18 protein-coding genes and 5 pseudogenes are annotated in these 15,787 nt (G+C 48.7%); 2 read left to right on the top strand and 21 right to left on the bottom strand.

Features of this window, described 5'->3' with window-relative positions; genetic code table 11:
* Positions 1-3 precede the first annotated feature (3 nt).
* From FN001_RS04955 to FN001_RS04945, 3 genes and pseudogenes are all read right to left on the bottom strand, one after another.
* Positions 4-840: a VirB6/TrbL-like conjugal transfer protein, CD1112 family gene (locus FN001_RS04955; RefSeq protein ID WP_330577007.1), complete on the bottom strand. Its 837-nt coding sequence runs from the start codon at positions 838-840 to the stop codon at positions 4-6.
* A 65-nt stretch (positions 841-905) separates the two neighbouring features.
* Positions 906-998 (bottom strand): annotated as a pseudogene (locus FN001_RS18685) (Maff2 family mobile element protein); the annotation flags it as partial.
* Positions 999-1,086: 88 nt separating this feature from the next.
* Entirely contained in the window at positions 1,087-2,697 is a 1,611-nt protein-coding gene (locus FN001_RS04945; RefSeq protein ID WP_055228425.1) for a recombinase family protein, read from the bottom strand.
* A 213-nt stretch (positions 2,698-2,910) separates the two neighbouring features.
* Between FN001_RS04945 and FN001_RS04940 the strand changes: the two genes are divergently transcribed.
* The gene (locus FN001_RS04940; protein WP_142411014.1) at positions 2,911-3,450 is read left to right on the top strand and encodes a DUF3795 domain-containing protein; all 540 of its coding nucleotides are present in this window, start codon (positions 2,911-2,913) and stop codon (positions 3,448-3,450) included.
* Positions 3,451-3,511: 61 nt separating this feature from the next.
* On the opposite strand, the gene FN001_RS04935 is transcribed toward FN001_RS04940, so the two are convergent.
* The 6 genes and pseudogenes from FN001_RS04935 to FN001_RS04905 form a co-directional block, all read right to left on the bottom strand.
* Complete coding sequence (locus tag FN001_RS04935; protein WP_025486305.1) at positions 3,512-3,709, bottom strand: transposon-encoded TnpW family protein; 198 nt, start codon at positions 3,707-3,709, stop codon at positions 3,512-3,514.
* Positions 3,706-4,553: pseudogene (locus tag FN001_RS04930) on the bottom strand (ATP-binding protein). Before FN001_RS04930 ends, FN001_RS04935 begins: the two are co-directional and overlap by 4 nt.
* Positions 4,550-5,299 (bottom strand): phage replisome organizer N-terminal domain-containing protein, encoded by a 750-nt coding sequence (locus FN001_RS04925; protein ID WP_014078533.1) that lies wholly within the window; start codon positions 5,297-5,299, stop codon positions 4,550-4,552. Before FN001_RS04925 ends, FN001_RS04930 begins: the two are co-directional and overlap by 4 nt.
* Positions 5,289-5,501, bottom strand: a complete 213-nt coding sequence (locus tag FN001_RS04920; RefSeq protein ID WP_005927784.1) for a hypothetical protein — start codon at positions 5,499-5,501, stop codon at positions 5,289-5,291. The genes FN001_RS04925 and FN001_RS04920 overlap by 11 nt, the downstream gene beginning before the upstream one ends.
* Before the next feature lie 184 nt (positions 5,502-5,685).
* Entirely contained in the window at positions 5,686-7,308 is a 1,623-nt protein-coding gene (locus FN001_RS04910) for a relaxase/mobilization nuclease domain-containing protein (RefSeq protein ID WP_142411013.1), read from the bottom strand.
* Positions 7,280-7,678 carry a plasmid mobilization protein gene (locus tag FN001_RS04905; protein ID WP_034479871.1) on the bottom strand — a complete coding sequence of 133 codons (399 nt, stop codon included), beginning with the start codon at positions 7,676-7,678 and terminating at the stop codon, positions 7,280-7,282. The genes FN001_RS04910 and FN001_RS04905 overlap by 29 nt, the downstream gene beginning before the upstream one ends.
* A 73-nt stretch (positions 7,679-7,751) precedes the next feature.
* Between FN001_RS04905 and FN001_RS17995 the strand changes: the two genes are divergently transcribed.
* On the top strand, positions 7,752-8,213 hold the full coding sequence (locus tag FN001_RS17995) for a hypothetical protein (protein ID WP_185911840.1): 462 nt from the start codon (positions 7,752-7,754) through the stop codon (positions 8,211-8,213).
* Between the two features lies 1 nt (position 8,214).
* Here FN001_RS17995 and FN001_RS04895 read toward each other — a convergent pair whose 3' ends face one another.
* The 12 genes and pseudogenes from FN001_RS04895 to FN001_RS04840 form a co-directional block, all read right to left on the bottom strand.
* Positions 8,215-8,664 carry a hypothetical protein gene (locus tag FN001_RS04895; protein ID WP_118700287.1) on the bottom strand — a complete coding sequence of 150 codons (450 nt, stop codon included), beginning with the start codon at positions 8,662-8,664 and terminating at the stop codon, positions 8,215-8,217.
* Positions 8,665-8,723: 59 nt separating this feature from the next.
* Positions 8,724-8,921: a helix-turn-helix domain-containing protein gene (locus tag FN001_RS04890; protein ID WP_142411012.1), complete on the bottom strand. Its 198-nt coding sequence runs from the start codon at positions 8,919-8,921 to the stop codon at positions 8,724-8,726.
* A pseudogene (locus FN001_RS04885) lies at positions 8,899-9,395 on the bottom strand (RNA polymerase sigma factor). The gene FN001_RS04890 and the pseudogene FN001_RS04885 overlap by 23 nt, the downstream one beginning before the upstream one ends.
* A 107-nt stretch (positions 9,396-9,502) precedes the next feature.
* Complete coding sequence (locus tag FN001_RS04880) at positions 9,503-9,865, bottom strand: DUF3784 domain-containing protein (protein WP_142411010.1); 363 nt, start codon at positions 9,863-9,865, stop codon at positions 9,503-9,505.
* Positions 9,866-9,890: 25 nt separating this feature from the next.
* A complete protein-coding gene (locus FN001_RS04875; RefSeq protein ID WP_118700291.1) occupies positions 9,891-10,325 on the bottom strand; it encodes a hypothetical protein in 435 nt (144 codons plus the stop codon).
* Positions 10,322-10,528 (bottom strand): helix-turn-helix transcriptional regulator, encoded by a 207-nt coding sequence (locus FN001_RS04870; protein ID WP_118700292.1) that lies wholly within the window; start codon positions 10,526-10,528, stop codon positions 10,322-10,324. The genes FN001_RS04875 and FN001_RS04870 overlap by 4 nt, the downstream gene beginning before the upstream one ends.
* A gap of 164 nt (positions 10,529-10,692) precedes the next feature.
* Positions 10,693-10,821 (bottom strand): annotated as a pseudogene (locus FN001_RS04865) (Maff2 family mobile element protein); the annotation flags it as partial.
* Positions 10,822-11,057: 236 nt separating this feature from the next.
* Positions 11,058-11,891: pseudogene (locus FN001_RS04860) on the bottom strand (VirD4-like conjugal transfer protein, CD1115 family); the annotation flags it as partial.
* 30 nt (positions 11,892-11,921) lie between these two features.
* Positions 11,922-12,110 carry a transposon-encoded TnpW family protein gene (locus FN001_RS04855; protein WP_055163299.1) on the bottom strand — a complete coding sequence of 63 codons (189 nt, stop codon included), beginning with the start codon at positions 12,108-12,110 and terminating at the stop codon, positions 11,922-11,924.
* A 252-nt stretch (positions 12,111-12,362) separates the two neighbouring features.
* Positions 12,363-13,628, bottom strand: a complete 1,266-nt coding sequence (locus FN001_RS04850) for a virulence-associated E family protein (protein ID WP_486463488.1) — start codon at positions 13,626-13,628, stop codon at positions 12,363-12,365.
* A 16-nt stretch (positions 13,629-13,644) separates the two neighbouring features.
* Positions 13,645-14,265: a CHC2 zinc finger domain-containing protein gene (locus FN001_RS04845; RefSeq protein ID WP_055163298.1), complete on the bottom strand. Its 621-nt coding sequence runs from the start codon at positions 14,263-14,265 to the stop codon at positions 13,645-13,647.
* Between the two features lie 60 nt (positions 14,266-14,325).
* Positions 14,326-15,561 carry a plasmid recombination protein gene (locus tag FN001_RS04840; RefSeq protein ID WP_055163297.1) on the bottom strand — a complete coding sequence of 412 codons (1,236 nt, stop codon included), beginning with the start codon at positions 15,559-15,561 and terminating at the stop codon, positions 14,326-14,328.
* Positions 15,562-15,787 lie beyond the last annotated feature (226 nt).

Here is a 15,787-nt window from a genome sequence, read left to right as displayed (position 1 = left end):
GATTTAGTGACTGCCAAAGATCTGTTTGGACAGACTTCCCGTTTTGAGCAGCGAGAAGCAAAGAATCACCGTGTAGGCCATCGTGCCGAACAATGCCGAGTGAATATCTGAAGATACCCGGATGCTGCCGATGAGGGCTGCATAGATTGCCACGCAGACCATCATCAGAAACGCTTGAAATGCCAGAGCGAACAGCCCTCGGAAGTAGTTTGTACCCACATGACCCCATTCACGGTTGCTCATGGTTGCAAAAGGAATCGGAGCAAGCGAAGTGTAGAGGTATATTTCTATCATTCTGCCGTACATAATTACCGTGATAACCACCGACAGAATTTTCAGACACCAGCTTACAACAAGGGTTTCCAATGCCAGCGTCACCAGTTCGCCAATCGCCATCGTTGCCATTGCCGCCTGCATCTGCATGGAAAGAGAACTAATATCAATGGCGGTATTGCCACGGATAATGCCGGAGGAAGAATTTACCACCGACTGTCCAATGTCAAATACCGCCATTGCAATATCGAACGTATGGCTGACGAGATAGACCGCAATCCACATCTTCACGAAATACTTGAAGAACATCCAAGTGTCTACATCGTGCAGATTGTTCCGTTCCGTCAGCATCGAAATCAGTTCGTAGCAGAGGATCAGCGTGATGATGATTCCCGCAATGGGGATCACCACCGAATCCGAAATGTTACGGATCATGCTGAAAATGCTGCTGTTCCACCCTTGCGGTGTCTGCCCAACCTGAGCAGCGATCTCACTGGTCTGTTGGTTGACCGCTGTGAACATCGTACTCAGGTTGGACTCCACCATGCCGGAAAGAAGTTCCCTCATCCATTTTTCGATTGCTGCGAAAATATTATCGAACAATGGCGGGTTTTCCTCCTATCGCTTGTTGATTAGCCGAACAGACCAGAGAGCAGCGGAATCAGCTGAGTGCCGATGAGAATGACCCCGCCACCACTCATAAGCTGCTTCATGCCCTGCGACTTTACTGATGTGTGATAAAGAAGTAATAGAAGTGTAAAAAATTTTGCCGTTCCTATCCGGCACATGAGGTATGTCGGATAGGTCGGGCGGTTATTCGGGCAAGTCCACCTTGCCAACAAAAGAATAATAAATCTCAATGTCCTGCCTACGGGTCTTGTTCTCGTCATAGCTGCACTCATGCACAACGATTTTCTCTACAAACTCCCGCAACAGAGTAGGGGTAAGTTCTTCAAAGCTGGTATGCCGCCGAACAACATTCATAAACTTTTCTGCGTTCACGGTGGCTTCCTGTGCTTTGGAAAGCTCCGCTTGGATAGCAGCGGCTCTTTCTTTCAGCTCCCGTTGTTCTGCTTCATAGTCTGCCGACAGCTCTGTGAAACGCTCGTCTGATATGCGCCCGGTCACGCTGTCCTCATACAGCCGCTTGAAAATAGCGGATAACTCGGCTATGCGTTTCTCGGTGGCTTCCAGCTCCTTTTTCTTGGCGGCGTTCCTGCGCTTGCCCCCGTCCTCGTTCTGCTCAATCAAGAGCTTCATAAACCGGGCTTCATGCTTTGCCGCATAGCTTGTCACTTTCCGCAGATTGGAGAGTACGCCAGCGGTCAAGAGGTCGGTGCGGATAAAGTGCGCCGTACAGTCATGGGTGCGTTTCTTGTAGTTGCCGCAGATATAACAGTCCTGCTTGCGCTTGTCCGTCTGGTATCGCTGCTGATACATGACACTACCGCAGTCCGCACAGAACAGTATGCCGGAGAACAAGCCCACTTCATCATAGCGGTTGGGGCGTTTGCGCTGCTTGCGAAGTTCCTGCACCCGTTCCCATGTCTGGGTGTCTATGATAGGCTCGTGGTGGTTCTCGAAAATCACTTGCTTTTCCAGGGGATTTTCTACACTGTGCTTGACTTTGTAAGAGAGCTTTTCTGTCTTGAAGTTTACCAGACAGCCTGTGTATTCCCGGTTTTCAAGGATATGCACAACGGTATTGGTCGCCCACTTGCACTCATAGCCGGGGTGGTAGCGGCGGGTGCTGCCCGTCCTACGGTATTCCAGCGTCCCCGGCGTGAGGATTTGCTGCTCTGTGAGCATACGGGCTATCTTAGTCGGACCGTTCCCGGCAAGGCAGAGGTTGTATATCTGCTTGACTACGGGTGCAGCTTCCTCGTCAATAATGAAATTTTCGTCCTCGTCCATGAGGTAGCCATACACAGGCTTGCTTGTGATGGGCTTGCCACTCATGCCTTTTGAGCGTTTTACTGCTTTGATTTTCTTGCTCGTATCTCTCACCAGCCATTCGTTAAAGATATTCCGCAGCGGGGCAAAGTCATTGTCGCCTTGTGCGCTGTCCACTCCGTCATTGATAGCGATAAAGCGGACACCTTTCTGTGGGAAAATCATTTCCGTGTACATTCCCACTTGCAGGTAGTTTCGCCCTAACCTCGACATATCCTTTACGATAACTGTCCCGACTTTTCCGGCTTCAATGTCCGCAAGCATGGCTTGAAAACCGGGTCTTTGAAAGTTCGCACCAGAATAACCGTCGTCCGTGTACCAGCGCAGATTGGAAAAGCCGTTCTGCTTTGCATAGGTTTCAAGAATACGCTTCTGGTTGGAAATGGAATTGCTCTCGCCTTGCAGCTCGTCCTCATGGGAAAGTCTTGGGTAAAGGGCAGTAATTGGTTGTTGGTTGGTCTGTCTTAACATAAAATCCTCCGTTTCCGACAGCCAGCCCCACTATTCCGTACCTTGATTGTACCACATGGGGCGGCGGTCTGTATAGCGGCAAAAGCGTCAAATCTGCTTCTTTATGGTCGGTCAAATCGCCGTTTTTTGTGTAGCAGATGATTGGGATTGCATAGTAGAAAAACTCTTGTTCTTATGGTAAAATGGAGCTAATCAATACAAGGGGGTGTGACAATGAAAGGGTTTGTCCGTAACAATCGGTACCTTTCTCTTTGTGGTCTAAATTGTAAATTATGTCCTATGAATTTGGCAGGGCATTGTTCCGGTTGCGGCGTTGATAATCAAAGTTGTAAAATCGCAAAGTGCAGTATTGAACATGGGAAAATCGAATATTGCTTTCAGTGTACCAGCTTCCCTTGTGACAAATACGCTCATATAGATGATTTTGATTCTTTTATAACTCATCATAATCAAATGAATGACATGGAAAAAGCCAGCCAGATAGGGATTCCCGCCTATAATGCTGAACAGGAAGAAAAGCGCAAATTATTGGATTTCCTCTTGTCACACTATAATGACGGGCGCAGAAAAAATCTATTCTGTGTTGCAGTCAATCTCTTAACGATTAAAGAAATTGAAAATATCTTGCAAACAGTTAAATCCGATAAGGATTTTCAAAGTATGGGGAAGAAAGAACAGGCTTCTGTTATCGCAAAACTGTTGCAGGATATAGCTGTTCCAAAAGGCATTGAGTTGAAACTTCGGAAAAAATAAAGTTGTTACTGATATTCCAGCGGTCATGCTCCCCGGCGTGACCGCTTTTCCATGTCATCACTTATGCGCTGAACGGTGGCGTATGTCCGGCAGCAGTTTCCGCTTCCAGCACTTTCATCATCTTGTCGGCTGCGGTGTCGGTTGCGCCCTGCTTGAAGAAGCCGGAAACGGTAAGGACGGAGTTGCCCATGCGGATTTCCGTTACACAGTCCGGGCGGCGGTCTGTTTTGGTGGTGCTTGTCTGTTTCGTTTCTGTCATAGGCTCTCCTTTCGCTGCTTCATCAGTTGCTTTAAGCGTTCCAGCTTTTCCTGTGCGGTTTCCTTTCGGAAGTTGCTGCCCGTGAAGCGGACGGGGGCGCACATGGAAGTCAGCCTGTCATAGATACGGGCGTGTCCTGCGGGTGCTGCAATTCCTCCAGCGTGAGGTTGGTCGTGGCGATCAGCGGCTTGTCGCTTCGGTAACGGCTGTCAATCACGCTGTAAACCTGTTCCAGCCCGTATTCTGTTCCTCGCTCCATACCAAAATCATCAAGTATCAGCAGGGGGTAGCTGCAAAGGCGGGAAATATATTCGTTCCTGCCATCAAAGCTGGCAGCAAGGTCATTGAGTATGGTTGCAAAGTTTGTCATACAGACGGCAACCTCTTTCTCCATAAGGGCGTTGGCGATACAGGCGGCAAGGTAGCTTTTTCCTGTCCCCACGCCGCCCCAAAACAGGTAGCCGATATTTTCAGCCTGCATGGTTTCCCAGCTCTCCACATAAAAGCGGGCGGTTTCGGTCTGTGGGTTTCTGCCGTTGTCATGCTCAAATGTCCAGTTCCGCATAGCAGGGTCGGTAAAGCCCCGGCGTTTCAAGTCCTCCACTTTTTCAAGGTGCTTCTGTCGGCTTTCGGCGGCTTGCTGCTTTTCACGGGCTGCTCGCTGGCAGTCGCAGTCTGTTGGGTGGCGGTCACGCCCGAAACAGGTCTTTCCCTCTGCAAAGTAGGCTTCTTTGGGCGTATGGCACTTGCCGCAGTATAAAAGCCCGTCCTCGCCTGTGTAGTCCTCCGCTTCGGCGGTAGTGGCTGTAATGTCCGTAATCATAGCTTCAATCTCGTTTTTCATAAGCTCTCGCCCTCCTTGCATGAATAATCGGGTATGCCCTGTTTCGGGGCAGCCTTGCCTTTGGCAGCGTCTTCCTGCGCCCACTTGTAAATGGTGGCTGCATGGCTATGGTACTGCTTTCCGGTGGAAGCGATATGGCAGGAAAGCCGGTCAATATAATACTCCCACTTGTCGGGCAGCTCTGTTTTCAGCCCGGAAAGCTCTGTATCGGTCAGTATCACATTGTTGTATCTGCCATAAGCGGCGGGGGCGGGGTGTCCCGTTTTTCCCTCTCTCTCTTTTTCTATCTCTATCTCTTTCTCTAACTCTATCTCTATCTCTGGTGGACGAATGTCGGACAAATGTCCGCCTTTTGTCCGGGGCGGTAAAAGTGCCTTGTTTTCCAGCCTTGCAGCCCGTTTCCTCTCGGCTTCGGTAGAGGACTGTCCTATCATCAGCTCAATGTCGGTCATATAGAAAGCCCCGCTGTCAAGCTGCTCCACAAGCCCCAACTGCCGGAAAATCTCTAAAGCCCTTTCAACCGTCCCTATCTGGTGGCGGGTCAGTGTCGCTATCATCTGCGCTGTGTAGGGGATATGCTCGTCAAGCTGCAATTTCCCGCCGTTTTTCAGCGATTTTAAGTACAGCTTCAAGAGGATATTGGAGTATAAAATCCCGTCTTTCATATCTTCCAGCAGCACAATGGAGTCGCTGTCAAAAAAGTTCTCTTTCAGCTTGAGGTAGTAATATTTGCGGTTATCTGCCATTGTCCCTGTCCTCCTTTTTCCGGCGTTTGGAGTAGTAGCGGGGGCAGAGTATGATAACCGCCCGGAAGCTCTGCTTGCAGCTATGGGTACAGCCCCGACAGAGGTCGTTGTATGTGATACGGTCGCAGGTGGTATTCCCGACTTTCACTTGCCGCAGGAAAAAAGACCATTCCAGCCGCCGTTTCTTGCTCATTCTTGGCATGGGTGCGCTCCTTTCTGCCGTTTCCGCTGGTGTGACGGTATCGGCGGTAATTCTGTATCATCTCGGTATCATTTTCGGGGTTTTTCTGCCCTGTAAGCCCGTTAAAAAATCCTTTGGTATTGCGGGTAGGGTACGGGGCAGCCCCCTTGTTCTGTATGGGTTCGGGTACATTTTGGGGTGGTTTTTATCGCTCCTGTTCCTGCCTTTTCACGGGCTTGCGTTCCCGGCGTAAAATCTGGTCGATATTGCCCCTGACAGTCTGTAAGCGGCGGTATTCCTCCCGTTTTGCCCGGTAATCGTTGTAGCCGCTGTTTTTCTCTTTGATAAGGGTTTCAATCTCTGCTTGCAGGGATTTATAGCTCGGCAGCTTGGAAATGCCGTTCTCCCTGAAATAACGGGCGGCTGCGTCTGCTATGATAAAGTCACTTTCGTGCTTCTGTCGGTAGACTGCTTTTGCTTTGGCGTTTTTCTGCTGTTTCAGCCCGTCCCGGACAGGGCGGGTCTTGGAATAGGCAAGTACCTGCCGTTGCAGCTCCTTTTTCCCGTTCAGCGTCTTTTCCACCTGCTTCAGCTCTGTAAGGCTTTCCTGCATGGCGGCATAGGCGGCAGAACAGGCTTCGTCCAGTTCCTCCGGGGAAGAAAAGCCGTACTGCTGATAAGCGGTAACGGTAGCTGCCATTTGCTTTAGGTTGTGCTTTGCCGCCCAGCGGTCATAGCCCACGCCCTTGCCCTCGGCTCGCTTGGCTTCCCGGTCAACCATGCGCTGCAAGGTGTTGTCTGCCGGGGTGGTTTTTGCGGCTTTTTCCTCCCGCAAGCGTTCCTTTTGGGTGTGTGGGTATTCGGGTATGTCTGTGGTCTGTTCGGCGGCTCTGTGGGCGTTCTGCGTGAGCAGGGCAAGGACAGCAGCCTTGTCAAAATCGTCCCCCAGCTTCCGGGCTGTGATAGGCTTTGTCCTGTCCGGCGTGAGGTAGGAAAGCCGCCCCCGGCTCTCCTTGACGGTCACACCCTCCCGCAGCAAAAGGGAAGAAAATTCGTCAAAGCTGCCAGCTTGGGAAAGTGCCTGCCGTATCGTCCGGCGCAGCTTCGCCTTGTCCGTTTCAAACTTGGTGGGCTTGGTCGGCTGTCCGGCGGCTTCTCTGGCGGCGTTCTCTTTATCAAGGGCAAGCTGCCCTTTCTTTGCCGCCCAGTATTCCCGTTCCGTTATCCGTTCCTTGCTGCCGCTTAGGAGGTCGATTTGGTAAAGCCCCTCCCGGTGGCACATCTCCATGACTTCACTCTTGAAATATTCCATAGCAGCGTTGGTGCAGCGGTGCTTGCAGCCCTCCCGTGTATCGGCTGGTCTGTCCATGTAGGGCAGAAGCGGGACTTCATAAATCCGCAGGGAGTTGATGACGATATGCACATGGATATTGCCGCTGTGGTTATGCCCGTCCGGGTGGGTGCAGATTAGGGCTTGGTGTCCGGGAAAATGCTCCTTGCAGAACTGCTCGCCCAGCTCCTGCGCCCGGTCTACGGTCAAGCCGTTGTCTGTCCCGTCCCGTGGGTCAAAGCTGATGATATAGTGGTGGCTTTTCACATCTTCCCGTTTTTGGTTTTTCTCATAGCGGAGATTGGCTCGCATACAGGCAACGGCGAAATCATCGCCCCCGCAGTTGAGGGAAGAAATGCGGTAATCCTCTCTCGGTATCAGCCGCCCGTTTTCATCAAGGGTGGGCTTCATGGTAAACTCGTCATGCTCAAATGTGAGGTAGGCTTCCGCTGCGCCATAGTCGGCATTTTTAGAGCTGATATGTTTGAATGTTGCCAACAGCATCACCCACTTTCTGCAAGACTTCAAACTTTAGGGCAGCAAGGTCGGAAACCGCCGCCCGTACCTCCCCGGCAAGCTGCGGGTAGGGACTGTGCCACTCGTTCAGCGTCCGGGCTATCTGGTTTAAGTTGCCGCCGATCCTGCCGTATTCGGCGGTCAGCTTCCCGACAGCGGCAAGCAGCTCGTCATTGACGGGGGAAACGGTTATGATGGGGCGTATGGCTGCCCCGGTTATGGCTTGCCGGATAAACTCGGCTTGGCTCATGTTGCAGGCAGAAAGCCTTTCCGCAAACTCGGCATATTCTTCCTCGGTCATGCGTGTCTTGACTACCCGGCTGCGGTGCGGCGTGTTGTATCGTTTTCGCATGGTAAAACCTCCTTTCTGTGCGTGGTGTCCTCTCACTAATAGGAGAAAAACGGGGTGTGAAGCGGAACTGTTTTTGAAAAATCCGAAAAAATATTTTGAGGGATTTTTAAGCGGCGCAAGCCGCATAAGCAGGGTTTGGGGAAGGCACTCCCCAACAAGATTCCCGCAGGGGCAAAATGAGCGAAAAGCGAATTTTGGTACTGCGGTAGAATCTTGCTCTAAAAAACTGCCGCTTTCCTCGGCGGCTCTGGTCTGCGGATATACTGGCTTGCTCCACCAATATAGCGATTGCGGCGGCGTGTTCTGCCCGCTGTTCACCACTACAACGGTGAAAAGGGTGCGTTTTGGCAAACGCAGCGGAAATTTTTGTATTTTCCCTGTCTGCTCCCTACAACCATCCGGCGGTGTGGTTTGCCAAAGATTTTTGAAAATGGGCGCAAAAAAGCAGCAAACCTTTTTCAAGATTTACTGCTTATATGCCGCTGTGATGGGCGGTGGTATTAAATTGTCAGGCAGTTCTTCAAGCTGGAATTGATTTATTTTGTTTGTAAATCTTCCAGAAAGAAAATCCCCTCTGTTAGGTTGATAAACATTTCTTTGTCCTTGATTACATGAATTTTATTGTTCCACCAGACGGTAGTGTTATTAGCGGAGATTGTTTTGCTTGTTCCATCCTTAAGAAAATAAGTAATTGTAATAGCAGGTTCTTCTTCGCTATTCACTTCCCAAAATAAATCATATTTCAGAAATCCCATTAGCTTTAAGGCTAACTCAATATCCTCTCGGCTCGAAATTTCTTTAACATCATCCGTGACACTCGGATATGTAATATTTACAGACTGAATATCATTTATGCGGGGCAATCCCCAAAGATACATACCATTCGTAAATATGTTGATTCCAACAATTAAAACAGTCAAAACTATCGCTTCTATCAAAAATCGAATAAGACATTTGAAAATCTTGTTCACCAATTTATCCTCCACTCTCGATTTCTCCTGCTCCCAAAATTCCTATTTATCAGTCTTATTATACACTATTTCTATCAGCGGTCAAAGCGGAACTTCAACAAACTTTCTATCAGCCGCCCGACAATATGCTCCTGCATATCCGTGTTGATCTGCCCGTCCATTTTCGCACAGGAGCGGATATACCCGGCATAATGGGATAGGACGGCGGCAACGGCTTCCGGGTCGCCCTCGCTCGCCTTAACGATTGTTTCATAGGGAAGTAGATGGCTCATAGGACAAGCCCTCCAACTCTGCCCGTAGCCGCCGCAAAATCATCTGAATACGCCGCCCGGTTGTGTTGCCAGCCCGTCCATATCTCTGTCCAATCTCCCTATGCGTCAATCGTTGGAAGTAGTATAGGAAAATGATTTCTTGTTCCATCTGCGATAGTGCGGACAGGGCTGCGGCAAGCTCTGGACTTTCCAAAAGCACAATCTGACCACAGACGAAAAGCGGATAGCTGTTCATGGCTGCTTGCTCCGCAAAGTATTTATCTGTGGTGCTGAATGGATAGTGTTTTTCTTCTATCAGATATTCAAGCGAGATTTCCCGCTTGCGGCGGCTGCGTATGCTCCGGGCTGCGTCTATGGCAGCGTGGCGAATAACGGTCTTGCAAAAAACATCGTGTGTATGCTGGATATGTTCTTGATATTCTAACTCAGTCAAAGAAATCCCCCTTTCGGAATTATGAGAAAGGGCGGCAGCACATTTTGCTGTCGCCCCTTAGCTGCCTATCAGCAAAGACAGACGGGGCTGTCAACGGTGGGCGAAGCCCATTTACTTGCCGTTGACTGGCTCGACTGGATTTGCTATTTCAATCCTTTTTTGTGCCTTTGAACCCTCGTGTTGCTGCCAAAATGCCGATAACAATAATATACGCACAAATACACAACGCTACAATGGCTATTTCTGTGCCATAGTCCGAAATAGTGTTATTCTGTATTGCTGGAATTGCCCTAAATTGAATATACGAAGCCAAAGCTATCAAGCCAATATCAATGAAAACCATAAGTGTACCGGCTTGCCTGCTTACCTTTTTCTTATCATATTTCGCACGTTCTTCGGGGCTTTTCGTATTAAATCCAGAAACCAATATGCTTCCTTTTCCTGTTAGCAGGATAATCGTTGCAATGGTAGCGATTGCCACAATCGCCCACATAATCCAAATGAACCACATAGTTAAAACTCCTTTCAGCTTTTGATTAGATTTTATAATTTGTGATTAGATACCATAGTTCGGTAATCATCATTACTACCCATTGAAAGAAAATTAGTGCAAAAATTGTTTCGACAAAATACACTGGAGCAAGTATGAGTACCGTCAATGAAAAAGGAAACAATACTGCTGTAAAAACGCCATTAAACAGGAAAACTTTCTCCAACAAAACAATTTGATATTCGTCATATCGTTTTCTTCTTATTGCCGACAAGATGTCAACGATAATGGAAACACTAATCATACCGACCCCCACAAATTTCATATTTCGGGATATGATAAACGAAGCCCACCAACTTTCAGAAAGCAAGTTGCTGTAACTCATTACAAATTCAGAAGAAACGATAAAGATTGCAGCATAAATAGCTGTGATTAAGGCAACATATATGGCATTTACCATAGGATTTTTCAGCCATCTCATTTCCGTTCACTCTCCTTAAAATCAAATACTTCTTCAATACTCATACCAAATAACTGGGCAATGTCATAAGCTAACCAAAGTGACGGATCAAATTTTCCTGTTTCTACTGCATTGATTGCTTGACGGGAAACATTAACTTGTTCACCCAGTTGCTTTTGCGTTAGTCCTCGTTCTTCACGAAGCTTTCGCACTTGATTTTTCAAATGCAACCTCCTCCTTGTTTGTGGTGTGTAAGGCTAACCTTACATGTATTATAGCATGAAAATTCGGTATGTCAAGCTACCCTTACACATTGCTTGTTACATTTTATTTTACGGAATAGTGGTCGCTGTCTATCAAATTCTTGTGTGTTACTTTACCACACATGAGCATTTGCGCCAGGGTTGTCGTTTCCGTACCCTTCCATGAGGTTCACAACGCCCCAAACACCAAGGCCTGCGCCGATGGCAACAACGAGAGTCTGCAGAACGGTAATAGCCTGATTGAAGAATTCCATAGTGTTGTTTCGCCAGATTGCAGCATTGATAAAAAACACGATTCCAAAAGAAAAACAGGCTGGCACATCTTCGGTGCTGCCTGCTTCCTGCAATGCTGGCTTCTCCTTTCATTTTCATAAAAAATCAGCCTTTTGGAATCGCAAATAATGTAGAGATCAGTCGGACAAGTTACCTGCCACGGGGTCTGCCCGGACAGGCGGGCGAGCATACTTGTTTCGGATAAGAACCTCCTTTTTTATGCGCTTGCTTCTTCGGTTGTTGTGGTCAAATCCACCTCATAGCAATCAAATTCTTCATCCATCCGCAGCCTTAGTTCGTGCTTCAGGTAGCGTTCCACATCAAAAGCGTTCTTTTTATCGAAGTCTGAAAGCTCCTTGTACCGCTTATGCTTGGTAATGTCGAATTTATCGCTCAGAAATGGCCGGACACCGCGCAGCTGCAGGATACACTTGCTGCCATCCATGACAGAAAGCTCGTCCCGGCTCATGAGTTCCTTCCCGGTCTTTTGGTACGTTGTGCCAAAGGATCGGCTTTGCCCTCGCGTGTCGGATGTGTTATATAGGTCGATGGTTTCTTTTCCCAGCGTTTCGGAAATTTCTTTGAGGGTCGAACTTTCCTTGCCGCCGAGGAACAGCATGGTGTCGCAGTTGCCGATGATGGTTTCTGCGGCATCCTTGTAGATGGTTTTCAACTGGCTCTGCGACTGCAAGATGATGGATGCCGAAATCTCGCGGCTGCGGATGGTGGCGATCAGTTTATCAAACTTCGGGATCAGCCCGATGTTCGCAAACTCATCGAGCAGCAACCGCACATGATACTTTAGCTGCCCTCCACATTGATCGTCCGCACGGTCACAAAGCAGATTGAAAAGCTGGGTGTACATGATGGACACCACGAAATTGAAGGTATCGTCCGTGTCGGAAATAATAACGAACAAGGCCGTGCGGCGGTCCCCCAGCAAATCCAGTTCCATTTCATCGTAGGCCATAAGGTCACGCAGCTCCGCAATGTCAAATGGGGCTAATCTGGCACCACAGGAAATGAGGATGGATTTCGCCGTTTTGCCAGAGACGAAAAGTCAAGGACTTTTTCATCAAATTCACAAACAAGTTACATTTTGCTGAATCTCGTTGCGAAGCAGACGCTTGATTTTGTCCTCCATTGTCTCTCTGGCGTTCTCGTTGAAGTGGACACGGACGATATAGGTCGTGCCGTTTATCTGCTTTCTGACGGTGGGTGCGGTGTGCTGGGTGGTGGTCTGTGCTGCTGTGTTTCTGTTTTCTGTCATTCAATACCTCCTGTGAATGAAAAATGCCCGACAAGGAAAGGCTGACAACGAAGTCCTGACAACGGACATTCAAAAACCTTTTATCTTATCGGGCGGCTCTTATTGCTTACTATTTACTTTTTCTTTGAAATCTTGGTTGTCAAGGTTGTCAGAGAGAGAAAAGTCCAGTCTTGACAAGGCTTTTTCGGATTTTGCCCGACAACGGGATTGACAACCGGCTCGGCAACAAGCTGACAACAGGATAGCAATTTTCTATCGCCATCCCTCCGGCAGTTCCATCTGTTCAAGCTCCGCATCGGAGAGAGGAATAAATCTTCCGTCTCCGTTGTCAGCTTCTCCGTTGTCGGGCAACTCACGCTCCCAACCTTTCTGACGAAGATACGGCTTCGGGAAGTGTCTCGGATTGCTGAAAGACTTCCAACCTTTGACAACATTGTTCATAATGTCGTTTATCTCTCGCAGTTCCCATTGCTTCGGCTCGTCATACTCATGCCCCAATGCTTCTCTGTAAAGCTGTTTGGAGCAGACGGCATTGCCTGTGTAGCTGTCCAGATAATCAAGTATCTGTCCGGCTTTGGTGTCCTCCGGCATAAACTCCCTTTGATGTGCTTTCAGATACTCATTCATTGTCGGGCTAAACCGCAGCTTGAAGTCTCTGCTTCGGTAGATCGCCATTGCTTCTGCCCACATCTGATGAATGTAGGCTCTGGATTCTTCCTCATTGTCGAGGATATGCACCTCGGCTCTTTCGGGGTAAACCATGACCGGCACGAAACGGCGGTTGCCTGTGCGGTCAAGGGGTAGGAAGTCCAGAGTATTTGACGAACCGCCAAACACGCATTGTCGCTTGCGGTCTGCCGGATGTGTCTCATAGGGGACTTTGTAGGTCTCTTTCTGTCTGCTCAAAAAGGACTTGATTTCCTCAATACTCTTTGCATTGGCTGTGGCTATCATCTCCGACATCTCGATTATCCAATGCCCTTGCATTTTGCGGTACACATTTTCATCATCCAGCTTTTTAAGGTCATCGGTAAACCAATCGTCCTTGACCGCAAGCAGACGGAAGAAAGAGGACTTTCCGGCTCCTTGCCCTCCGACAAGGCATAGCATGACTTCAAACTTGCACCCCGGCTTAAAGGCTCGGCTGATTGCCCCAAGCAGAAACAGCTTCAAGGCTTCATAGGTATAATCATCGGCATCCGACCCAAGAAAGCGGTGCAGACAAAAGCGTATGCGTTCCTGTCCGTCCCACTCCAAGCCGTTCAGAAAATCGCAGACAGGGTGGTAGCGGTTTTCGTTGGCAATAACCAATGCGGCATCCTCGATTTTCTTCTCAACCGTCAAGCCGTAGTGTTCTTCAAAGTAGAGAAGCAGATATTTAATATCCACATCGGTCAGAGTGGAGCTTTCACGATACCAACCAAGCGGCTTTACAATGTCGGTGCGTTCCGTCAACAGATTGTTGCGGATAGCACCTTTCAGTAGAGGGTCATTCTGAAATACCGTCTTGTAATTCATGGCGGTATTCGCAGGCTTACCTTGCTGTGTCAGTTCTAATCGGTCTCGAATTTCCTCTCTGGCGGCTGTCTGCAAATCTTCGTTCAAGTTTCATCACCTCGTTTCTTTGCTCGGCTACAAGTGCCTTTCTATCTTCAAGTGTTCCGTCAATCAAAATATCAAGGAGATATTCAATATAATCTCTCTTGTTCAAGGCTTCTGTAAATAGCGGATGCCATTCGTCCTCTGGCTGCTTCGGTGCATAGTCCTTTTCCCACGCTCGGAGCTTGTGGAAGTAATCGGACAGCACACGAAAGCACCGTTTTTCCTCCGCTTCAAACTTCTGTTTGGCGGTAGGCTCTCGGATTTTTGCCACGATGGACGGCTTGCCGTTTCGGTCATAAGCGATACCGAAATCGTCAGCCAGTTTCATAGCGGCTTCTTTGCTCGGCAATTCAAACAGTCGGGAAACAAAGTCAACGGCATCCCCATCCGCACCGCAGCCGAAACAATGAAAACGCTTATCCACTTTCATGCTCGGTGTGCGGTCATTGTGAAACGGACAGGCTATCATTCCGGCTCGGTTTACACGAAAGCCGTAAAACTCTGCCGCCTGCCTTGTCGTGACCGACTGCTTTACTGCTTCAAATACATTCATTATCAACCTCCCAAAATGGAAAAAGCACCTGTCATTCTCAAATCGAAAATGGCAAGTGCCTTAAAGCTCCATATTCTGTTTTTTGTGCGGACGGTGTTCGCTCCGTCTCGCTTCATTTTCCTGTTTTGCCAGTTCCTTGTTTCTTTCAAGTCTGGCAAGGATGGAGGGCTTGACCTTTTCCTTAATCTGCTCTTTGCTCGTTTTCTTGACCTCCGGCGAAAGAAGTCTGGACTGGATTTTCTGCAATGCAGACTGCATGGCATTTTTGATTTTGCCAATCACGCCATCCAAACGGCTGATTGCATAGTCACGCTCTTTCTTCGGTGCTTTGCGTTCCGGCGATTGAAGCCATGTCTTTGTTTCCTCAATCAGCCGAATGTCCTCCTTGTGGGTTTCCACTCTGACTGTATCTGTCACGACCTCCACCGCCTTGTCATAGGCAATATCGGCAACATCATCAATCAGCGTTTCCACATCCTCGATTTTCAAAGTCAGTTCCTCTAATCTCTGCTCCTGTACCTCCAACTGCTCTTTTTGTTTGGCAAGAATGAAGTCCTGTTTTTCAAGATAGGCTCGCCCTCCATATTCCGGCTCTTGCTCCAAATGCAGACCATGCCTTTTTGCAATATCAAAGAGCATGGCACGACAGGCAGAATCGAAAGTCATTTTTCGGTTGTTGTGTCTGCCTTGCTTCTTGGTGGGGTCTGGCAGTTCAAAGCCTAATGCTTCAAGTGCCTTTTCCTGTTGTGGGCAAATCTCGCCGTAGCGGTTTTCACAGTCGAATACATGGCGTTCTTGAATGTGCGGTGTCGCTTCATCCAGATGTAATGCCCAATCCAGAATGTGAACATGAGAGCCGAAACGCCGTTCCATCTCCACGAAGAAATCCGTCACGACTTTCAGCAGAACATCAGGCGAAACATGGTCGCCCATCTTTCCGATCTGATAGATGGTTTCCTCCGGGCAAGTCCTTTTGTCTTTAAGCAAATCCGTTGTGGTGCGGTTGCGTTCCGAGTGCCTGTTCTTATCGTTTCTGGCGTTCTGTGCTTCGACATAAGCACCGTATTTTGCGGAGTAGAACAGTTCCTCCACTTCCTCGAAAGTGTCTGCAAGCTCGCTCTGGACTTGCTTCTCTGCAAAGGTGCGATAGCCGTTGAAGCAGTCCCAATAGACATTGTGCTTGGCTCGTTCTTCGTCAATGTGTTCGCTGTTGCTCACATCAAAAGTGCGGTCATTGTGCTTCGGGTTGTAAGTGCCATGCTTGCCGGAGCGACCGTTGTGTCTTGTTAATTTCAAACCATTTCTAACCTCCGTTCAGATTTTCCCCGCAGGGGAAAGGGGCAGCGAAGCTGCCATCCTTGCTGCAATTTTGCGACAAGTAATACCCAGTACTAAGTGGCGAAACGCCACTTAACTGGGCAAGGCTGCCGCCCTTGACCTGCACAGGGATATTGCATTCCCTGTACCCATGCACAAAGGGCTTGCCGCCCTCTGTACTCCTGCCCGATAAACTGCTTCACAT

This window comes from Clostridium sp. Marseille-P7770, assembly GCF_902143525.1.
GTDB lineage: Bacteria > Bacillota > Clostridia > Lachnospirales > Lachnospiraceae > Pilosibacter.
Note: the sequence above shows the minus strand (reverse complement) of the source record. Positions and strands in the feature narration are given on the sequence as shown.